At 68.2% G+C, this 17,700-nt stretch carries 16 protein-coding genes and 1 pseudogene; 6 read left to right on the forward strand and 11 right to left on the reverse strand.

Translation table 11 applies throughout. The features are described 5' to 3' along the window. Window positions 1-184 precede the first annotated feature (184 nt). Window positions 185-970 (forward strand): IclR family transcriptional regulator, encoded by a 786-nt coding sequence (locus H0B43_RS24635; RefSeq protein ID WP_185725553.1) that lies wholly within the window; start codon window positions 185-187, stop codon window positions 968-970. Here the strand turns inward: H0B43_RS24635 and H0B43_RS24640 are convergent. The 5 genes and pseudogenes from H0B43_RS24640 to H0B43_RS41770 all read right to left on the reverse strand — a co-directional run. Continuing rightward, window positions 965-1,960, reverse strand: a complete 996-nt coding sequence (locus tag H0B43_RS24640; RefSeq protein ID WP_185725552.1) for a D-glycerate dehydrogenase — start codon at window positions 1,958-1,960, stop codon at window positions 965-967. The genes H0B43_RS24635 and H0B43_RS24640 overlap by 6 nt on opposite strands. After that, entirely contained in the window at window positions 1,957-2,895 is a 939-nt protein-coding gene (locus H0B43_RS24645; protein WP_185725551.1) for a hydroxymethylglutaryl-CoA lyase, read from the reverse strand. Before H0B43_RS24645 ends, H0B43_RS24640 begins: the two co-directional genes overlap by 4 nt. Further along, complete coding sequence (locus H0B43_RS24650; protein ID WP_185725550.1) at window positions 2,892-4,145, reverse strand: CaiB/BaiF CoA-transferase family protein; 1,254 nt, start codon at window positions 4,143-4,145, stop codon at window positions 2,892-2,894. Before H0B43_RS24650 ends, H0B43_RS24645 begins: the two co-directional genes overlap by 4 nt. Window positions 4,146-4,170: 25 nt before the next feature. Then, a complete protein-coding gene (locus H0B43_RS24655) occupies window positions 4,171-5,601 on the reverse strand; it encodes a GntP family permease (RefSeq protein WP_185725549.1) in 1,431 nt (476 codons plus the stop codon). A gap of 159 nt (window positions 5,602-5,760) precedes the next feature. Beyond that, a pseudogene (locus H0B43_RS41770) lies at window positions 5,761-5,871 on the reverse strand (DNA-binding response regulator); the annotation flags it as partial. Window positions 5,872-6,183: 312 nt separating this feature from the next. Here H0B43_RS41770 and H0B43_RS24665 point away from each other — a divergent pair. Then, on the forward strand, window positions 6,184-7,269 hold the full coding sequence (locus H0B43_RS24665) for a 3-deoxy-7-phosphoheptulonate synthase (RefSeq protein ID WP_185725548.1): 1,086 nt from the start codon (window positions 6,184-6,186) through the stop codon (window positions 7,267-7,269). On the opposite strand, the gene H0B43_RS24670 is transcribed toward H0B43_RS24665, so the two are convergent. The 3 genes from H0B43_RS24670 to thpD all read right to left on the reverse strand — a co-directional run bounded on the left by H0B43_RS24670 (window position 7,270) and on the right by thpD (window position 11,301). Continuing rightward, the gene (locus H0B43_RS24670) at window positions 7,270-7,917 is read right to left on the reverse strand and encodes an alpha-ketoglutarate-dependent dioxygenase AlkB (RefSeq protein ID WP_185725547.1); all 648 of its coding nucleotides are present in this window, start codon (window positions 7,915-7,917) and stop codon (window positions 7,270-7,272) included. A gap of 150 nt (window positions 7,918-8,067) precedes the next feature. After that, complete coding sequence (locus tag H0B43_RS24675; protein WP_185729808.1) at window positions 8,068-10,218, reverse strand: MMPL family transporter; 2,151 nt, start codon at window positions 10,216-10,218, stop codon at window positions 8,068-8,070. A 171-nt stretch (window positions 10,219-10,389) separates the two neighbouring features. After that, entirely contained in the window at window positions 10,390-11,301 is a 912-nt protein-coding gene (gene thpD / locus H0B43_RS24680; protein ID WP_185725546.1) for an ectoine hydroxylase, read from the reverse strand. 144 nt (window positions 11,302-11,445) lie between these two features. Between thpD and H0B43_RS24685 the strand changes: the two genes are divergently transcribed. The 3 genes from H0B43_RS24685 to H0B43_RS24695 all read left to right on the forward strand — a co-directional run bounded on the left by H0B43_RS24685 (window position 11,446) and on the right by H0B43_RS24695 (window position 13,710). Beyond that, window positions 11,446-12,093, forward strand: coding sequence for a LysE family translocator (locus tag H0B43_RS24685; RefSeq protein ID WP_185725545.1), 648 nt, complete (start codon window positions 11,446-11,448; stop codon window positions 12,091-12,093). A gap of 80 nt (window positions 12,094-12,173) precedes the next feature. After that, window positions 12,174-13,217 (forward strand): zinc-binding dehydrogenase, encoded by a 1,044-nt coding sequence (locus H0B43_RS24690; protein ID WP_185725544.1) that lies wholly within the window; start codon window positions 12,174-12,176, stop codon window positions 13,215-13,217. Window positions 13,218-13,284: 67 nt separating this feature from the next. Further along, entirely contained in the window at window positions 13,285-13,710 is a 426-nt protein-coding gene (locus H0B43_RS24695) for a VOC family protein (protein WP_185725543.1), read from the forward strand. 25 nt (window positions 13,711-13,735) lie between these two features. Here the strand turns inward: H0B43_RS24695 and H0B43_RS24700 are convergent, their stop codons facing one another. Both H0B43_RS24700 and H0B43_RS24705 read right to left on the reverse strand, forming a co-directional pair. Further along, complete coding sequence (locus H0B43_RS24700) at window positions 13,736-14,767, reverse strand: AraC family transcriptional regulator (protein ID WP_185725542.1); 1,032 nt, start codon at window positions 14,765-14,767, stop codon at window positions 13,736-13,738. Then, window positions 14,764-15,951 (reverse strand): pyridoxal phosphate-dependent aminotransferase, encoded by a 1,188-nt coding sequence (locus H0B43_RS24705; RefSeq protein WP_185725541.1) that lies wholly within the window; start codon window positions 15,949-15,951, stop codon window positions 14,764-14,766. The genes H0B43_RS24700 and H0B43_RS24705 overlap by 4 nt, the downstream gene beginning before the upstream one ends. A gap of 120 nt (window positions 15,952-16,071) precedes the next feature. Between H0B43_RS24705 and H0B43_RS24710 the strand changes: the two genes are divergently transcribed. Further along, entirely contained in the window at window positions 16,072-16,671 is a 600-nt protein-coding gene (locus H0B43_RS24710; RefSeq protein WP_185725540.1) for a carboxymuconolactone decarboxylase family protein, read from the forward strand. Here the strand turns inward: H0B43_RS24710 and H0B43_RS24715 are convergent. Continuing rightward, on the reverse strand, window positions 16,646-17,566 hold the full coding sequence (locus H0B43_RS24715; protein WP_185725539.1) for a sigma-70 family RNA polymerase sigma factor: 921 nt from the start codon (window positions 17,564-17,566) through the stop codon (window positions 16,646-16,648). The two genes, H0B43_RS24710 and H0B43_RS24715, sit on opposite strands and share 26 nt — an antisense overlap. Between the last annotated feature and the right edge of the window lie 134 nt (window positions 17,567-17,700).

Raw genomic sequence — 17,700 nt, forward strand, 5'->3', positions numbered from 1 at the left:
GGAGAGCGATCTCGGTGGGCGCTCATGCGCCTTTCGTCGAGTCGAATTCGAGCATCTTCAATAACTACCACAATCCGGCTCGTGTGGCGACAGTCGATGTCGCCCAGGTGAGTGCCGATGTATTCCGTGTATTGCGCCGCCCGTTGGCACTCACGTGCTGGTGGGGGCGACTATCGTCGGGGGTATGCGAGCGGACGACGGCGAATTGACTTCCAAGCACCAACCGTTGCTGGTGCTGAGCAAGATCACGGAGATCCTCGACGCCTTCAGCCTGGCACGGCCGTCGATGACCCTCGGTGAGATCCACCAGGCCACGGGTCTGCCGACGTCGACGGTCCAGCGGCTGGTCAGCAACCTGGTGGCGCAGGAGTTTCTCGACCGCTCCGGCGACCAGATCCGGATCGGCGTGAAGATGGCGTTCTGGGCTGCGACGGCGACGAAGGGACTCGACGTGCTGGCGGTCGTCAGCCCGGTGCTGAAGGAGATCAGGGACGCCACCGGCGAGACCGCCAGCTTCTTCCGGGTCGAGCAGGGTTATCGCGTGTGCGTGGCGATCGCCGAGACCGAGCACGCCCTGCGACGGAACATGTACGTCGGGAAGATCGTCCCGCTCCCCGCGGGCTCGGCGGGCCGGGTGCTGCTCGCCTGGAACCCCGACCTCACCGAACAGGTGCTCGCCGGCCCGATCGAGCCGATGACCGAGGGCACCGTCACCGACACCGACGTGCTGCGTGAGCTGATCCACCAGGCCAAGGCCGACGGGTACGCCATCACCGCGGGGGAGCGCGAAGACAGCGCGTCGGGATTGGCGGCGCCGGTGTTCGATTCGTCTGCCGACGTGCTCGGCGCGCTGGCGATCAGCGGCCCGACCCTGCGCATGCCGCGCGAGCAGTGCGAGAAATGGGTGGATCTGCTCGTCGGCAGCGCCGAACAGGTCACCCGGACGCTGGGCGGCCGCTACCCGTCATGACCTCCACGCCTCCGGGTTGACCGGATACGGTGGGATCCGGTTCTGCCCCATGGCCACAGCGTTCTCGGCGCACAGCCGCGACATCTCGGACCGCACGGCGACGGTGGCGCTGCCGACGTGGGGGAGCAGGACGGTGTTGGGCAGTTCCGCGAGCCCGGGTGCGAGCGCGGGCTCGTCCTCGTAGACGTCCAGTCCGGCGCCGGCGATCTCCCCGGATTTCAGGGCGGCGACGAGGGCGGCTTCGTCGACGACGGGACCGCGCGCCGTGTTGACGAGGATCGCGGTCGACTTCATCGCCCGCAGCACGTCCGCGTCCACCAGGTGCCGGGTCTGCTCGTTCAGCGGAACGTGCAGGGAGAGGTAGTCGCTGGTGGCGACGAGGGTGTCCCAGTCGGTGTGGGTGACGCGTCCGGCGAACTCGCCGAGCTCGTCGTCCGGCACCGGCCGGTCGCCGGGAGGGCGGGGGCAGAACAGCACCTGCATGCCGAAGGCGAGCGCCCGTCGCGCGGTGGCCCGCGCGATCCGGCCGAAACCCGCGAGCCCGAGGGTGCGTCCCGAGATGTCCTGGCCGAGGAGTAGTTTCGGCTCCCAGCCGGTGAACTGTCCGGACCGGACGAACGCGTCGGCCTCCACCGCCCGGCGGCCGGTGGCGAGGATCAGCAGCATCGCGACGTCGGCGGTGGCGTCGGTGAGCACGCCGGGAGTGTTGCCGACCAGGATCGACTGGGCGGTGGCCGCGTCGACGTCGACGTTGTTGAACCCGACCGCGTAGTTGGAGATGCCGCGGATCTTCGCGGCGGCCAGGAGTTCGGCGTCGAAGGTGTCGCGCAGCTGGGAGACGACCACGTCGTAGTCCCCGGACACGCACGCGTCCCGCAGCTGCGCGGCGTCGGGCAACTCGTCGGGGACGTGGACGCTGCCCGCCGCCCGCAGCAAGGTGAGACCGGGTTCCGGGATCGGGGTGGTGACGTAGAACCGGGCGTCGCTCATCGGCCACCGCCGATGACCCACTCGAACGCGGCGGCATTGGAGCGTGCGCCCTGCGCGGCCTTGGACCGGTTGGTCTCGCCGAGTTCGGCGAGCGTCTTCTCGGACAGTTCGACGAGCGACCCGAACAGGCCGGGGGTCAGCCAGTCCGGGCGGGTGGCGAACAGGAGGTCCTCGCTGGCGGTGTTGCCGCTGGCACCGGGCGCGAACGGGCACCCGCCGAGTCCGCCGAGGGCGCCGTCGACGGTCATCGCCCCGGCCGCGACCGCGGCGAGGCTGTTCGCGACTCCCAGGCCCCACGTGTCGTGCCCGTGGTAGACGATGCCGCGCTGCGGGGTTTCCAGCCGGACCCGGGAGACGAGCGAGTAGACCTCGGCGGGGACGGCCTGGCCGAGGGTGTCGCAGACGACGACGTCGACGGCGCCGTGGGCGCGTGGATCATTGGCGATGTCGATCACCCGCTGCTCCGGCACCCGGCCCTCGAACGGGCAGGTGAACGACGTCGCGATACACAGCTGGATGCTGCCGCCGACCTCCCGCGCGAGTTCGATCGCCGCCGGCATCGCGGCGAGACTGTCCTCGGTGGAGCGGCCGATGTTCGCCTGGTTGTGCGAATCGGAGGCGGAGAAGCAGTACTGGAAATGGCGGGCGCCGGCCGCGGCGGCCTTCTCCACGTGCCGGGGCGTCGCCACCCACACCCAGCAGCGATCGAGTTCCTCCGGGGTCAGCTCCGAGATCACCTCGACGGTGTTCGCCATCGGCGGGACCAGGTCGGGGCGGGCCATCGACCCGATCTCGAGAGCAGGGACGCCGAGTTCGAGCAGTCTCCGGGCGATCTCGAGCTTCCGGGCGGTGGGCAGCATCTTGCCCGTCAGCTGCAGTCCGTCACGCAACGTGACGTCGCGGAGCAGGGTGCGTGATTCGAAGGTCTGCGTCATGAGGTGCCACCTACTGTGTTGTCGACGATGGAGTCGATCTGTTCCGGGGTCTTGCCGAGCAGTGTCTCGAGGACCTCCCGGGTGTGCTCACCGAGATCCGGTCCGACGTTGCGGATGGGCAGCGACTGTCCGCCGATCACCGGGACGATGCCGGGGAAGCCGACCTGCTTCGGCTCGGCCTCACCCGTGTCGACGGTGAACTGCTGAATCATGTTGCGGGCCGCGTACTGTTCGTCGCTGCAGATGTCGGCGGCCGTGTTGATCGGACCGGACGGCACTCCGGCGGTGTCGAGGATTTTCAGCGCCTCGTCGCGCGAATACTGAATCGTCCACTCGCCGATCGCCGCGTCGAGTTCGTCGCGGCGCGCCCACCGTCCCGCATTGGTGGACAGGTCCGGGTCGGCGCCGAGGTCGGGGCGTCCGATGGTCTCCATGTAGCGCTGGAAGATGGCGTCACCGTTGCCGGCGATGATGATGCTGTTGCCGTCGCTGCAGATGTACGCGTTCGACGGGGCGATGCCCTCCATCCGGCCGCCGACGCGTTCGCGTTTGACGCCGTACGCGAGGTAATCGGGGATCAGCGACTCCATCATCGACAGGATCGATTCGTTGAGCGCGACGTCGATGATCCGATGCGGCAGCGACGGACCCTGCGCTCCGGCCACCTTCGCGGCCTCCCGCTGGAACAGGGCCATCACCGCCCCGAACGCCGCGTAGAGGCCGGCGATCGAATCTCCGATCGACACCCCCACCCGCACCGGGGGCCGGTCCGGGTCGCCGACGAGTTCACGGAAACCGCCGGCGGCCTCGGCGACCGCGGCGAACCCCGGTCGCTGCGACATCGGCCCGGTCTGCCCGAACGCCGAGATGCGGGTGATCACGAGGTCCGGATTGGCCGCGTTCAGCGCGTCCGGTCCGATGCCCCACTTCTCCAGGGTGCCGGGCCGGAAGTTCTCCAGCAGGATGTCGCATTCGGCGGCGAGGTCCAGGACCAGCTGCCGGCCCTCCTCCGTGCGCAGGTCCAGCACGATCGACTTCTTGTTCCGGTTGATCGTGCGGTACAGCATCGACGTGTCGCCGGAGTAGAGCCGCCAGTTGCGCAGTTCGTCGCCGGTCTTCGGACGTTCCACCTTGATGACCTCGGCGCCGAAGTCGGCGAGCAGCCGGCCCGCCGTCGGGGCGGCGATGTAATTGCCGAGTTCGAGAACCCGCACTCCGTCGAGTGGCCGAATCGTGTTGTCGGAGAACATGGTGATCCTTAACTGATAGTGACGCTCAGAGAACGAGGCTCATGGGCAGGACGAGCAGTATGGCGACGACCGATGCCACTGATACTCCCACCGAACACGTCTTCAGCGTGCCGCGTGTGGTCTGACCCATCAAGGATTGCAGCAGCCAGAACGTGTTGCTGGTGACGTGCACCGCGAACAGGGAACCGGCGCCGGCCGCGAGGGCGATGAGGACGGGGTCGAGGCCGAGGGTCGGCGCGATGGGTGCGAGGACGCCTGCCGCGGTGATGGCGGAGATGGTCACGGAACCGACGGCGACGTGGAGGACGGCGGCGATCACCCAGACCATCAGCAGCGGAGCCGCGTGATTGGCGGTGAAGTACTGGCCGAGGATGTCGCCGAGTCCGGCGGCGGCGATGGTCGCGGCGAGCGACCCGCCCACACCGGTCAGGATGAGGATCTGGCCGCTCTCGCTGAACCCGCTGGCGATCGCCTTCTGAACGCGATGCTGCCCGACGGTGATCCGTCCGACGAAACTGGTGCCGATCAGACCGATCAACAGCGCGATCAGCGGTTCCGACACGAACGAGACGACCGGGTTGCTGATGTCGGCGATGTCCAGGATCGCGCCGGTCGCGATGAGCAGGAGCGAGACGAGCAGCGGAGCGAGGAGCAGGATCAGGGGGCGGTCGTGCTGTGTCCGCTCGGCGGTGACGGCCTCGGTGCGCTGCGCCTGGGCGACGCCCCCGCCGACGTCGGGTCGCGGGGCGGTGCCGCCGCTTCCGCCGTCGGTCCAGGTCTCTTCCTCGTCGTCGACGACCGTCTGGTGAAAGTGCTCCTCGTCCTTCTCCGGGTTCCACCAACCGCGGGTGAACAGGAACGACATGATCGCCACCGAGATCGCGACGGTCGGGATCACCAGGATTAATCCGCAGATCAGCATCTTGCCGAGGGGCACACCGAGAAGTCCGGCGAGGGCGAGCGCCCCGACACCGGGAACCATGAGCACGATGCCGCACTCGAGGCCGATGGCCAGGGCGGTGGCCATGCGTGCGGTGCCGACCCGGCCGACCTTCGGTGCGAGGTTGCGGGCGAGCGGCGCCGAGATCACCAGCAGGACGTCGAGGAAGATGGATTGCAGCAGCGTCGCGATCGTCAGCGACAGCGCATAGGGCATCCGTTTCGGCCCGAATACGCGCAGCAGCGTCCCGACCAGGCGCTGGATGGCGCCCATTTCCTTCAGCATGGCGCCCATCAGGACGCCGAAAGCGATCAGCAATCCCACCTCGGCCATGATGTCGCCGAAACCGGTGCTGATGACCTTCACCGTCTCTGCCGTGCCGAGACCTGTCGTGAGTCCGAGATAGGCGGAGCCGACGACCAGCGACACCACCGGGTTGAACTTGAAACGCACGATCAACAGAACCACCGCCGCTACGGCGATCGCGGTGTTGATCAGGATTTCTACATCTGACATATGCGCGTCCTTACGAGGAGGCGGGGCAGTGACTGGTGTCACAAGTACACCCATATTATGAGCACACACTCACGATATAAGCAACGGGGCCTACGGCCCTGTGCGCCCTTTTGGTAGCTCCAACAACCAAAAAGGCGCACGGGCGCGAAGCGCCTACAGTCAGCCGTTCGACTCCGCGAGGCGAACGGCCTCGGCGGGGGTGCTGGCGCCGGTCTTGCCGATCGCCGAGGAGAGGTGGTTGCGCACCGTGCCCACGGACAGGAACAGCCTTCGCGGAGGTGCGGAGTTCTGCCGATGTCATGCATTCAGCCTGCGATTCGGACGGCCACCGACGCCCACACGTCCGTCACGACCTCACCGTGACAAATGTCAGGGGCGGGGGTAGGTGTGGCGCCGATCGGGGGCAGCCGTTACTGTGGGCGCCATGCAGCGCGCATATTTCTGGTTTAGCAGGCCGGCCCCGGGTGGGCCGGTCGGCGTAACCACGCGCTGACTTCTTCCACCCCAGAGCCGGATTACAGACCGGCTCGCGGGAATCATCACAGTCTTCGAGGGCCGGCCTGAGAACAGGAACCCGAACCCATGACTGTCACTCTCGACACCACCAGCACTGATCGGCTGGACGACCAGCGCACCGTGAGCATCAGCCCACTGGTCGCCCCGTCCACGGTCCGTGCCGAGCACGCCCCCGACGACGTCGCGTCCGCGACCGTGCGGTCGGGCCGCGCCGACACGGTGAACGTGCTGAACGGCGACGACGACCGCCTGCTCGTCGTCGTCGGTCCCTGCTCGGTGCACGATCCGGCCGCCGCCATGGACTACGCCCGCCGCCTCGCCGCGAAGGCCGAGGAACTGCGCGACGACCTGCACATCGTCATGCGGGTCTACTTCGAGAAGCCGCGCACCACGCTCGGCTGGAAGGGCCTGCTCAACGACCCCCACCTGGACGGCACGTTCGACATCGACACCGGGATCCGCATGGGTCGCAAGCTGCTGCTGGACGTGTCGTCGCTCGGACTGCCGGTCGGGTGCGAGTTCCTCGACCCGATCATGCCGCAGTACATCGCGGACCTGGTCACCTACGGCGCGATCGGTGCGCGCACCGCCGCCAGTCAGGTGCACCGGCAGCTGTGCAGCGCGCTGTCGATGCCCGTCGGAATCAAGAACTCGACCGAGGGTGATGTGCAGGTCGCGGTCGACGGCACCCGCGCCGCGGCGGCGAGCCACGTCTTCCCCGGCACCGATCTCGACGGTCAGGCGGCCCTGATCCGCACCCTCGGCAACCCCGACTGCCACGTCATCCTCCGCGGCGGCAGCGACGGACCCAACTACGACGCCGAGACGGTGGCCGACACCATTGCCCGGCTGCGCAAGGCCGGCCTGCCGGAGCGGGTCGTCATCGACGCGAGCCACGGCAACAGCAGCAAGAACCACGAGAAGCAGGTCGACGTCCTCGAGGACATCGCGACCCGGCTGGAGGCCGGCGAGAAGGGGATCGTCGGGGTGATGGTGGAGAGCTTCATCGAGGCCGGCCGCCAGGACCTCACGCTGGGGAAGGCCGAGGACCTCACGTACGGTCAGTCCATCACCGACGCGTGCATCGACTGGAACACGACGGCGGCGCAACTGGACCGCCTGGCCCAGGCGGTGGCGACCCGGCGCGGGTGATCACCGCACACCTCTCGTCCGGAACTGGACACTGATCCGCGGTCCGAGCGGGCGGGTGCTCTTCGGTACGCAATGCTCCCAGGTGCGCTGGCAGGAACCACCCATCACCAGCAGGTCGCCGTGGCCGAGCGAGTACCGGATCGAGTGCCCGCCGCCGCGCGGACGCAGCAGCAGCGGGCGCGCAGTGCCGAGCGAGAGGATGGCGACCATCGTGTCTTCGGTGCGGCTCCGGCCCGTGTCGTCGCCGTGCCAGGCGACGCTGTCGGAACCGTCGCGGTAGAAGCACAATCCCGACGTCGCGAAGTCTTCGCCCAACTCCGGTCGGTAATGCCTGCTCAGGGCGGCGCGGGCAGAGGCGAGGAGCGGGTCCGGGAGCGGTTCGCCCTCGCGGTAGAACCGGACGAGCCGCGGTACGTCCACCACCCGGTCGTACATCTGGCGCCGCTCCGCCTGCCACGGAACCGACTCCGCCAGAGTCGTGAACAGCTCGTCCGACCCGGTCAACCAACCCGGACGCACATCCACCCACGCTCCCACCGTGAGCGTGCGACGCTGCACCGTCCGTCCGAGCTCGCCCAACTCGACGCCGCCCGACGCGTCGTCGAACAGCGAGGCCTGGAGCGCGTACCGCGCATCCGCGGAAGTCATGTCGCCATGCTACCCGATTATCGAACGTGTGTTCCCACTGATTCTGGCCACGGTCTGACGCACCTCTCCTCGGGTCACGCGCTATTTTTCGGGCGCCAGAAGTAGGGCGCCGACCGAGAAGTGGTGCGTCTGCCGAGAACGCAGCGCCAGCTATCGCCGTACGGCGGGTTCGCGCTCGTCGCCGGTGTCGATGGCGGTCTTCTGCCGGCCGGGCCACCAGAAGGCGCGACCTTCGAGCGCCGACAGGCTCGGCACCAGCATGGGTGCCATCGCGAAGGCGGCGATCGCGACTCCGATCGCGACTCCGAACCCGAGTTCGGCGAGGTTCGCGAGACCGGTGAGGGTCAGGGATGCGAAGGTCAGGGCCAGGATCAGCCCGGCGGCCGCGACGGTGGGGGCGTCGTTGGATACGGCGATCCGTGCCGCGTCGCGCGAGGAGTACCCGTTCTGGAATTCTTCCCGTAGGCGGGAGGCGAGCAGGATGTTGTAGTCGGTGCCGATCGCGACGACGAAGAGGTAGAGCACGATGGGAATCGAGAAGTCGATTCCCGGGTATCCGAGGCCGTGCAGGAACAGCAGCACCACGGCCCCGAGCGTGGCGACGAACGTCAGCGCGACGCAGATCAGCAGATTGACCGGAGCCAGCACCGCAAGCAGCAGCAGTGCGAGAATCAGCGCGATCGCGACCGCCGCGACGGGGAACACGAGACGCGTATCCTTCGCGAGTTGCGCGCGGACGTCGACGAAGGTGGACGTCTGCCCTCCCACAACGACTTCCGCGCCCGGGACCGCGCCGTGGGCGGCGTCGCGGACCGGTCCCTCCACCAGGTCGAGGGCCGAGTTGTCGTAGGGGTCGTCGGCAAGGATCACGCTGACGAGCGCGGCCGTGCCGTCCTGGCTGGGGCGCGGCGGGGCCACCGAGGACACCCCCTGCACCTGCGACAGGGCGGTGACGAGCGGGGTGAGCGTTGCGGGATCGAGCGGTCCGGGGGCCACGACGTACACCTGGGTCGGGCTGAGCGCACCCGCGGGGAAGGACTGCCCGAGGGTGTCGAACGCCTGCTGCGACGGGGTGTCGGAGGGTAGTTCGCCCAGGGTGTTGTACGTCGATTTGTACCCGGACGCGAAGGAGGCCAGAGCGATCAGGACGACGCCGATCGCGAGCGCGAAGACCGCGGGGCGGCGCCCGATCGCGGTGCCGATCGACGCGAACGGGGTGTGCGGGCTGTCGTGCCCCGGACCGAGCGGCCAGAACAGGTGCCTGCCCAGGACAGTGAACACGGCGGGGATCAGCGTCAACGCCGTCACGAGCATGACGGCGACGGCGACGATGAGACCGGGGGCGAGGGTGGTGAGCGAACCGAGTTTCGCCAGGAGCAGCGCGGCGAACGCGACGATGACCGTGAGCGCCGACGACGCGACGACCCGCCCGACGACGTCGGTGGAGAAGACGAGTGCGTCCCGATGCGTGTCGGCGGTGGAGCCCGCCGCGGCCTGCTGCCGGAGACGCTCGCGGTAGCGGAACAGCAGGAAGACGATGTAGTCGGTGCCGACACCGAAGAGGACGACCACGAGGATCGACTGCAGCGACGTGCTGACCTCGAAATCGAACAGATCGGCGAGCACGGCGGTCAGCCCGGTGACCACCGACAGCACCACGCCGATGACGACGACCGGCAGGACCGCGATGACGGGACTGCGGAAGATCAGACCGAGGAGGGTCAGGATCACGATGACCGTGGCGATCGTGATGACCTTGTCCGCGTTGTCGTATGCGGCGGTGGTGTCGACCTGAATGGCGGCGTTGCCCGTCAGCCCGCTGACGAGGCCGGTGCCGTTCAGTTGTTGCCTGGCCTGGTCACGGACGACCGGGACGGCGTCGTTGACCTGGTCGTCGCCGGGTTGTCCGCCGAACACGACCTGCAGTGCCGCTGCCTTCCCGTCGGTGGACAGCGACGTCGGCGAGCCCTGCACACTCACCACTCCGGGTATCGCCGAATTCTGCAGTGAGGTTGCGAGATTCAACGCCGTCTGCTGATCGGTGGGCGACAGCGCGGCGCCGTCGGCGCGTACCACCACCAGACTGCCGGTGGCACCGGAGAGACTGGGGAAGTACTGGTTGCCGACCGCCTGCGCCTCGGCGGACTCGAATGTACTGGGCAGGAACGTCTGCTGGTTTCCGGTGGTGTAGTCGTCGAGGCTGGGGGAGAACAGAATGACGGCTGTGGCTGCGACCACCCAGGCCGCGATGACCTGCCAGGGGTGCGCGACGACCGTGCGAGCGAGGTAGGCAAACATCAGTCCCCGTTCCGGGAGATGAGGGGTTCGGGCGGCGCCCGGGGCCGGGCGGTCGAACCATGCCCAGTCATCGTCGCATGCAGCGTTCCACGAAGGCTACGGGTTTCGCGGCATCGGCAGACCGCGGCCCCGTCCCGGATCAGGGAGCGGGGCCGCAGTATGTCGTGGTGCTCGCTACGACAACGGGGTGAAATCCCGGCTCCCGAGGTAGTCGGGACGCGGCGCGGGCGCCGAGAACGGCTCGTTCAGCGTGTTCTCGACGCTGTTGAACACGATGAAGAGATTGGACCGCGCGAACGGAGTGATGTTGCCGTTCGAACCGTGCATGCAGTTGGAGTCGAACACGGTGGCGGAACCGGCCGGTCCCGTCATCGTGTCGATGCCGTACTCGTTGGCCATCCGGGTGAGCGTCGACTGATCGGGCGAACCCGTCGGCGGCACGTAGCTGACCAGTGACTCCTTGTAGTAGTCGGCCGGCGTCTCGCCAGCGCACGAGACGAACGCCCGGTGGGATCCGGGCATGATCATCAACCCGCCGTTGTGCCCGTAGTTCTCGGTGAGCGCGATCGAGATGCTCGCCGCGCGGGGCGCGGGCATGCCGTCCTCGGCGTGCCACGTCTCGAAGTCGGAGTGCCAGTAGAACGGGCCGCCGGTGAAACCGGGCTTGAAGTTGAGCCTCGACTGGTGGACGTAGACGTCCGACCCGAGGATCTGCCGGGCGATGCCCACCACCCCGGGACGGCGGATGATCTCGTCGACGACGTCGCTGAGTCGGTGGACGTCGAACACGGAACGGACGGCGCCGTCGCCGTTCTCCCGCACCACGCGGTCGTCGCCGCGCAACGTGTCGGTCTCGGCGAGGCGAGTCATCTCGTCGACCAGGTTGAACACGTCGCGTGGTGGGATGATCGCGTCGGCGGAGTGGTACCCGCGTGCGTCGTAGTCGGCAATCTGATTCGCGGTGAGCGGACCGGACCGGGTATCACCCCGTTTCGGGTCGAACCAGGTGACCGGGTCCTGTCGGGCGGTCATCGTGCACTCGTTGCGGTCCCGCGTGGGGTAGTTGTCGGCTACGGCCAAACGCATAACTCGTGTTTCACCCTTTCGGTTGGACAACGCTTTACACTTCCGACGTTCCCACTGGTCGTCGACGAATGCAACCCGGACACAGGTCCACCGAGGCCGGACTGGACCGTGACGGCGAGTCGCCGCGGTGGGATCGTCACGGACATGATCGAATCGACGGCGGCACTCGGGGTGGCGGCAATCGCGCTCGGAATGGTTCTCACTCCGGGGCCCAACATGGTGTATCTGGTCTCGCGCAGCATCACTCAGGGCAGGACTGCCGGTCTGGTCTCGCTGGGTGGGGTCGCCGCCGGGTTCCTGTGCTATCTCGCGGCTGCGGCACTGGGCATTTCGGCGGTGTTCACCGCCGTCCCGCAGGCGTACACCGCGCTGAAGGTGGCCGGCGCGTGCTATCTGGGCTGGCTGGCATGGCAGGCGCTGCGCCCCGGTGGGACCACGCCGTTCGCGCCGTCCCGCACCCTGCCCCGGGATCCGTCCGCCCGGCTGTTCCTGATGGGTTTCACGACGAACCTGCTCAACCCGAAGATCGCGGTGATGTATCTGGCCCTGATCCCGCAATTCGTCCACCCCGGCGCCGCGCCCGTCTGGGTGCAGAGCCTGCTGCTGGGCGGCATCCAGATCGCCGTCGCGCTCACGGTGAACGCGCTGATCGTTTGTGTCGCAGGAACTGTGGCGACCGTCCTGTCGGGCCGCCCGGTGTGGATCCGCGCCCAGAAGGTCGTGATGGGAAGTGTCCTCGGCGGGCTCGCCGTCCACCTGGCACTCGACCGGACGCGCCCGGCGGTGGTCTGACGCGGAGGCGGTCCGAATCATGCACACCTGGACACGGTTCGCGGGTACGGTCGGAGGCAACGACGACGAAGGGACGGGCGATGGCCGGGACCATGCGGGCGGAACGATTCCATGCAGACACGAAAACCATTGCTGTCGAGGATGTTCCAATTCCGGAGCCGGGTCCGGGTGAAGTGCTCGTCAAGGTGGAGTTCTGCGGCATCTGCCATTCCGATCTCAGTCTGATCGACGGCACGTTTCCCGCGCTGCTGCCCGAGGTGACGCAGGGGCACGAGGCCTCGGGGACCATCGCGAAACTCGGTGCCGGAGTAGCCGGTTGGTCCGAGGGCGACCGGGTGGTGCCGTCCGCGGGCAGGCCCTGTCTCGCGTGCCGCAACTGCCGCCGCGGCGACCTCACCAACTGCCTGCACATCCAGCTCATGGCGTTCGCCTACGACGGCGCGTGGGCGGAGTACACGGTGGCGCAGGCCGGGGGACTGACCCGCATCCCCGACAACGTGCCGTTCGAGCAGGCGGCCATTCTCGCCGACGCGGTGTCGACGCCGTTCGGCGCAGTGGTGCGCACCGGCAAGGTCGTGGTCGGGGAGACCGTCGGAGTGTGGGGCGTGGGCGGAGTCGGCACCCACATCGTGCAGCTGGCGCGTCTGGTGGGGGCCGTTCCGGTGATCGCATTCGACGTCAACCCCGCTGTGCGCGAACGCGCCCTGGAACTCGGCGCCGACTATGCCTTCGACTCCCGAGAGGAGAACCTCGAGGAGAAGGTCGCGGAGGCGACCGGCGGCCGGATGCTGGACGTCGCGTTCGACGCCGCCGGACTGAAGGTGACGTTCGAGCAGGCGCTCGACTTCCTGACCGTGGGTGGCCGTCTCGTCGCGGTCGGGTTGAGCGCGCAGGAGGCGTCGGTGGGCACCACGGCGCAGTTCGGGCTGTCGCAGAAGCAGGTTCTCGGCCATCTGGGGTACAAGAATGTCGACATCGAGACCCTCGCCGAACTGGTGTCCCGTGGGCGCCTCGACCTGTCCCGTTCGATCAGCGAGATCGTGTCGCTCGAAGACGTCGCGACGGGCATCGAGAAGCTCGCGAACCACGAGGGGAATCCCATCCGGATCCTGGTCAAGCCCTGAACCGGGCGGCAGAGCTCACGGATTCGACCGCTCCGGACCTGTCGGTACCCCGCTGTACCGTCGGCCCATGGGATATGAATTTCACGTCACGGTGGACTCGGAGAACCCGCATACCCTGGCCAAATGGTGGGCGCAGACACTCGGCTGGGAGGTGGAACCCAGCGACGAGGAGTTCATCCGGGGGCTGGTCCGGGCCGGCCACGCGCAGGAATCGGACACCATGGAGTTCGAGGGTGTCCTGGTCTGGCGGGAGGGGGCGGCCATCCGGGATCCGGAACACTCGGAGCGTCCCCGCGTGCTGTTTCAGCGGGTTCCCGAATCGAAGACGGTGAAGAATCGACTTCATCTCGACCTCCGGGTGGGAGACGGGCGCGACGAGGTCGCCGAGAAGCTGGAGCAGTCCGGTGCCACCGTGCTTCACCGGGGTCGCCAGGGTCCGAGTGAGTGGATCACGATGGCCGATCCGGAGGGTAACGAGTTCTGCGTCAGCTGACGCGGAACACTCCTGACGCGGCACTTCACCGATACGCGCTGGGTGTGCTTCCGGTCCAGCGTTTGAAGGCGCGACGGAAGGCGCTGGGCTCGGAGAATCCGAGCCGCGCCGACAGATCCTCCACGGATTCGCCGCGCCGGAGCCCGGCGACGGCGGCGTCACGGAGCACTTCCTCCCGCAACTGGTTGAGCGACGTCCCGTCCTGCCGAAGCAGGCGGCGTAGGTGGGGGACGCTGATCGACAGCATCTCCGCGATGTCCTCGGCGGTCGAGGTGCGGCCCTTCTTGCCGTGTTCGAGAACTCGGCGTACCTGCGCCGACGCCGTGCTGTCGTAATCGCGTTCCGACATCAGCAGCGTCGGGGACTCCCGGAGGTAGTCCTCGAGCGTCTCCTCGGTCTGGATGATGGGGGCCCGCATCACCGCGTTGTCGAATTCGATTGCGGGAATGTCGGAATCGAATGTCACGGGGACACCGAAGATGTGATCGTAATTCTCGGCAAGCTGCGGCAGCGGCGCCGGATACGGCAGTTCCACCGCCAGCAACCGGACCCTCTTGCCCACGAGCCACGCCGCGAACCGGTGGAGCAGTATCAGCAGGAAGTCGGTGATGACGCGCACCGACTCGACCGACGCCGGCCCGTCCTCGGTCGCCGGCGCCGCCGAGCCCGGGCGGATGTCGATTGTCATCCGGGTTCCGCCGTTGGCGCCGGGACCGATGTGCAGTGGCGGCAGGGACGGCAGTGCGCGGAGGATGTCGGCCATCCGCTCGAGGGCTGCGGACAGATCCGCGGTGTGGATCAGCGCGAGACATACGAGCCGAAAAGTGCCACGCGGGACGGGGGCCGGTCCGAGTCCGAACAATTCGTCGCCCGTGATCTGCCAGACCGCCTGGGTGAACGCGGTGACCTGCGTCGGCGTCAGCCGGGCCAGCGGGTCTTCGAGCGACGCCGTCGTGATTCCCGCGGCGGACAGGGCGGGGGAGAGGTCGGCCCCGCTGCGCGCCGACAGTTCGAGCGACCGCCGCACGAAGTCGGCAGGGATGGTGCGGGCAGTCACGAGCCGGGCTTCCCGAGTGTCCGGAGTCGCCGCGCGGCCTCCTCGAGCACGGCATCCTGTTTGCAGAACGCGAAGCGCACCAGCGGGTTCCAGGGCTCCGGATGGTCGGTGAACACACTGACCGGCACCGCGGCGACACCGATGCGCGCGGGGAGGTTGCGGCAGAACTCGATGCCGTCCCGCTCGCCGATCGCGGTGATGTCGGCGCACAGGTAGTACGTGCCGCCGCCCGAATGGACGTCCAGGCCGGACGCGACGAGCGCGTCGTACAGCACGTCCCGCTTCGTCTGGAGACTGTCCCGCAACTGCGTCACCCACCGCTGCTCGTGGATCAATGCGTGCGCCACCGCCGGCTGGAACGGGCCGCCGCCGACGAAGGACATGTATTGCTTCGCGGTTCGCACCGCGTCGATCAATTCGGCCGGACCGCACGCCCAGCCGATCTTCCACCCGGTGACGTTGAACGTCTTGGCGGCGCTCGACACCGAGACGGTCCGCTCGTACATTCCCGGCAGGGTGGCCAGTGCGGTGTGCGTCCGGCCGTCGAAGACCAGGTGCTCGTACACCTCGTCGCTGAGCACCAGCAGATCGTGCTCGCAGGCCAGTTCCGCGACGGCGGCGATCTCGTCGGGGGTGAACACGGTGCCCGTCGGATTGTGCGGGGTGTTGATCACCAGCATCCGGGTCTTCGGCGTGATCGCGGCCCGCAGAGCGTCGAGGTCGACGACGAACGCCGCCCCGGACCGGGCGAGTGGCACGCTGCGCCGCACCGCGCCTGCCAGCGCGACGGACGCCGCGTACGAGTCGTAGTACGGCTCGATCAGCACCACTTCCTCACCCGGCTCGACGAGACCCAGAATCGCCGCGCTGATGGCCTCGGTGGCGCCGACCGTGACCAGCACCTCCGAATCGGGGTCGTGGTCGAGCCCGTACCGGGCCCGCCGGTCGGCCGCGACCGCGTGGCGGAGCACGGGCATGCCGGGGCCGGGCGGGTACTGGTTGAGCCCGTCCGCGATCGCCTGCCGCGCGGTGTCGAGCATCGATGCCGGACCGTCGGTGTCGGGGAACCCCTGACCGAGATTGATGGCGTCGTTGCGCACGGCGAGTGCGGTCATCTCGGCGAAGATGGTGGAGGCGAACGGCTGCAAGCGCTCGACGGTGCGGTTGCGCGGCGTTGCGGGCATTACTGCAGCGTAGTCGGTGTGACACCGAGGGTTGCGCAGGGCCGTGTCACGTTCGGCGGGGCTGTCTCGTCTTCTCTGTAGACGGCGCGCACAGGGCGCCCGGTGACGATGGAGGACGCAATGCCCCGCATTCCCGCAGTGGCCCCGGCCGACGCGAGCCCGCTGGTCAAGGTCGCGTACAAGTTCGCTGCCCACAAGTTCGACGAGGTGCCCGAGCCGTTCGCCGTGCTCGCCCATCACCGCAAGCTGTTCGTCGCGTCCGCTCGCCACGAGCTGGCGGTGCAGAAGGCGTCGACCGTACTTCCCGCCAACGTCCGCGAGATTGCGGTCTACCGCGTGGCATGGACGATCGGCTGCTCGTGGTGCGTGGACTTCGGGACGATGCTCCAACGCCTCGACGGTCTCGACGTGGAGCGGCTCCGGCACATCGCCGACTACGCCGAGTCGCCCGCCTACAGCGACGACGAGCGCGCGGCCATCGCGTACGCCGACGCGATGACGGCGACACCCACCACGGTCACCGACGAACAGGTGGCGGATCTGGAGCGCCGGTTCGGCCGGGCCGGGGTGGTCGAACTGTCCTATCAGATCGGCATCGAGAACATGCGGGCCCGGATGTACTCGGCGCTGGGCATCACGGAGCAGGGATTCGGCACCGATTCGTGCCGGGTGCCGTGGGCCGACGACACCGCGGTCACGGAGGACCGTCCGGGAGCCTGATCCCGTTGAACTTCTCCGGATTGGCGATGTCGTACGCCGCGTAGACGAGCCCGTCCCGGACGGTGAACCCACCCACTCGCGGCGGCGAGCTGCGGTGGGCATCGTCGCCGGTATATCCCGCGGTGAAGACGCCGAGCTGGCCGTTGACCAGTACCGGCTGCATCGTGGTGAAGATGCCCGGTCCGTACCGCTGCAGGAGGCCGAGGAAGAATCGCGCGAACTTGTCTGCGCCCCGGACGACGTTGACGGCGGTGCTCGTGGTGCCGTTCGCGTCGCCGATGACCACGGCCTCCGGATGCAGCGCCGCGACGACCGCGCCGAGATCGCCCGTGGCCAGTGCCTCGAGCAGTCGTTGCACGGCGAGGGCGTGCTCCTCGTCCGGCACGGCGGGTGTGGTTGCGGCGGCGGCCTTGCGGGCTCTGGACGCGAGCTGACGCGCCGCCGGCGTCGCGATCCCGAGAATGTCCGCGACCTCGTCGAACGGCACCCCGAAACCGTCGTGCAGCACGAACGCGACCCGCTGCTGCGGGGTGAGTGTGTCGAGCACGATCAGCGCCGCAAGACGGTTGTCCTCTTCCCGGACAACCGCTTCCAGTGGATCCGGTTCGGCCGACGGCGACACGCCGGTGACGATCGGTTCCGGAAGCCATTGGCCGACATACTGTTCCCGCCGTACCGCGGCCGAACGCAACCGGTCGAGGCAGATCCGTCCGACCACCGTCGTGAGCCACGGTCCCAGGTCGCGGATGTCGGCGGCACCGGCGGCGTCGAGTCGCAGCCACGACTCCTGGACGGCGTCCTCCGCGTCGCTGACACTTCCCGTCAGGCGGTAGGCCACGGAGAGCAGATGCCGCCGGTGGGACTCGAATTCGTCGACCAGCGTCGCAGTGGGCATGCCGATATCCTACGTGCGGTCCAGACATAAAATCCGCGGTGCGCGTAACCGTTGACCCTGGTGGCGGGTCGGGACGTATGGTGTGGCGACCACACCACCTCCAGGGAGTCTGCCATGTTCCAGTGTTCCAGCTG

It is taken from the genome of Rhodococcus sp. 4CII (genome assembly GCF_014256275.1).
In the GTDB taxonomy this organism is placed as follows: domain Bacteria; phylum Actinomycetota; class Actinomycetes; order Mycobacteriales; family Mycobacteriaceae; genus Rhodococcus_F; species Rhodococcus_F wratislaviensis_A.

Coding starts and splice junctions, on each gene's coding strand:
- H0B43_RS24670 (WP_185725547.1), bottom strand. CDS start 7,917: ATGACTTCCGCGGATGCGCGGTACGCGCTCCAGGCCTCGCTGTTCGAC.
- thpD (WP_185725546.1), bottom strand. CDS start 11,301: ATGCGTTTGGCCGTAGCCGACAACTACCCCACGCGGGACCGCAACGAG.
- H0B43_RS24635 (WP_185725553.1), top strand. CDS start 185: ATGCGAGCGGACGACGGCGAATTGACTTCCAAGCACCAACCGTTGCTG.
- H0B43_RS24645 (WP_185725551.1), bottom strand. CDS start 2,895: ATGACGCAGACCTTCGAATCACGCACCCTGCTCCGCGACGTCACGTTG.
- H0B43_RS24710 (WP_185725540.1), top strand. CDS start 16,072: ATGCCCCGCATTCCCGCAGTGGCCCCGGCCGACGCGAGCCCGCTGGTC.
- H0B43_RS24665 (WP_185725548.1), top strand. CDS start 6,184: ATGACTGTCACTCTCGACACCACCAGCACTGATCGGCTGGACGACCAG.
- H0B43_RS24705 (WP_185725541.1), bottom strand. CDS start 15,951: ATGCCCGCAACGCCGCGCAACCGCACCGTCGAGCGCTTGCAGCCGTTC.
- H0B43_RS24695 (WP_185725543.1), top strand. CDS start 13,285: ATGGGATATGAATTTCACGTCACGGTGGACTCGGAGAACCCGCATACC.
- H0B43_RS24690 (WP_185725544.1), top strand. CDS start 12,174: ATGGCCGGGACCATGCGGGCGGAACGATTCCATGCAGACACGAAAACC.
- H0B43_RS24655 (WP_185725549.1), bottom strand. CDS start 5,601: ATGTCAGATGTAGAAATCCTGATCAACACCGCGATCGCCGTAGCGGCG.
- H0B43_RS24640 (WP_185725552.1), bottom strand. CDS start 1,960: ATGAGCGACGCCCGGTTCTACGTCACCACCCCGATCCCGGAACCCGGT.
- H0B43_RS24685 (WP_185725545.1), top strand. CDS start 11,446: ATGATCGAATCGACGGCGGCACTCGGGGTGGCGGCAATCGCGCTCGGA.
- H0B43_RS24715 (WP_185725539.1), bottom strand. CDS start 17,566: ATGCCCACTGCGACGCTGGTCGACGAATTCGAGTCCCACCGGCGGCAT.
- H0B43_RS24650 (WP_185725550.1), bottom strand. CDS start 4,145: ATGTTCTCCGACAACACGATTCGGCCACTCGACGGAGTGCGGGTTCTC.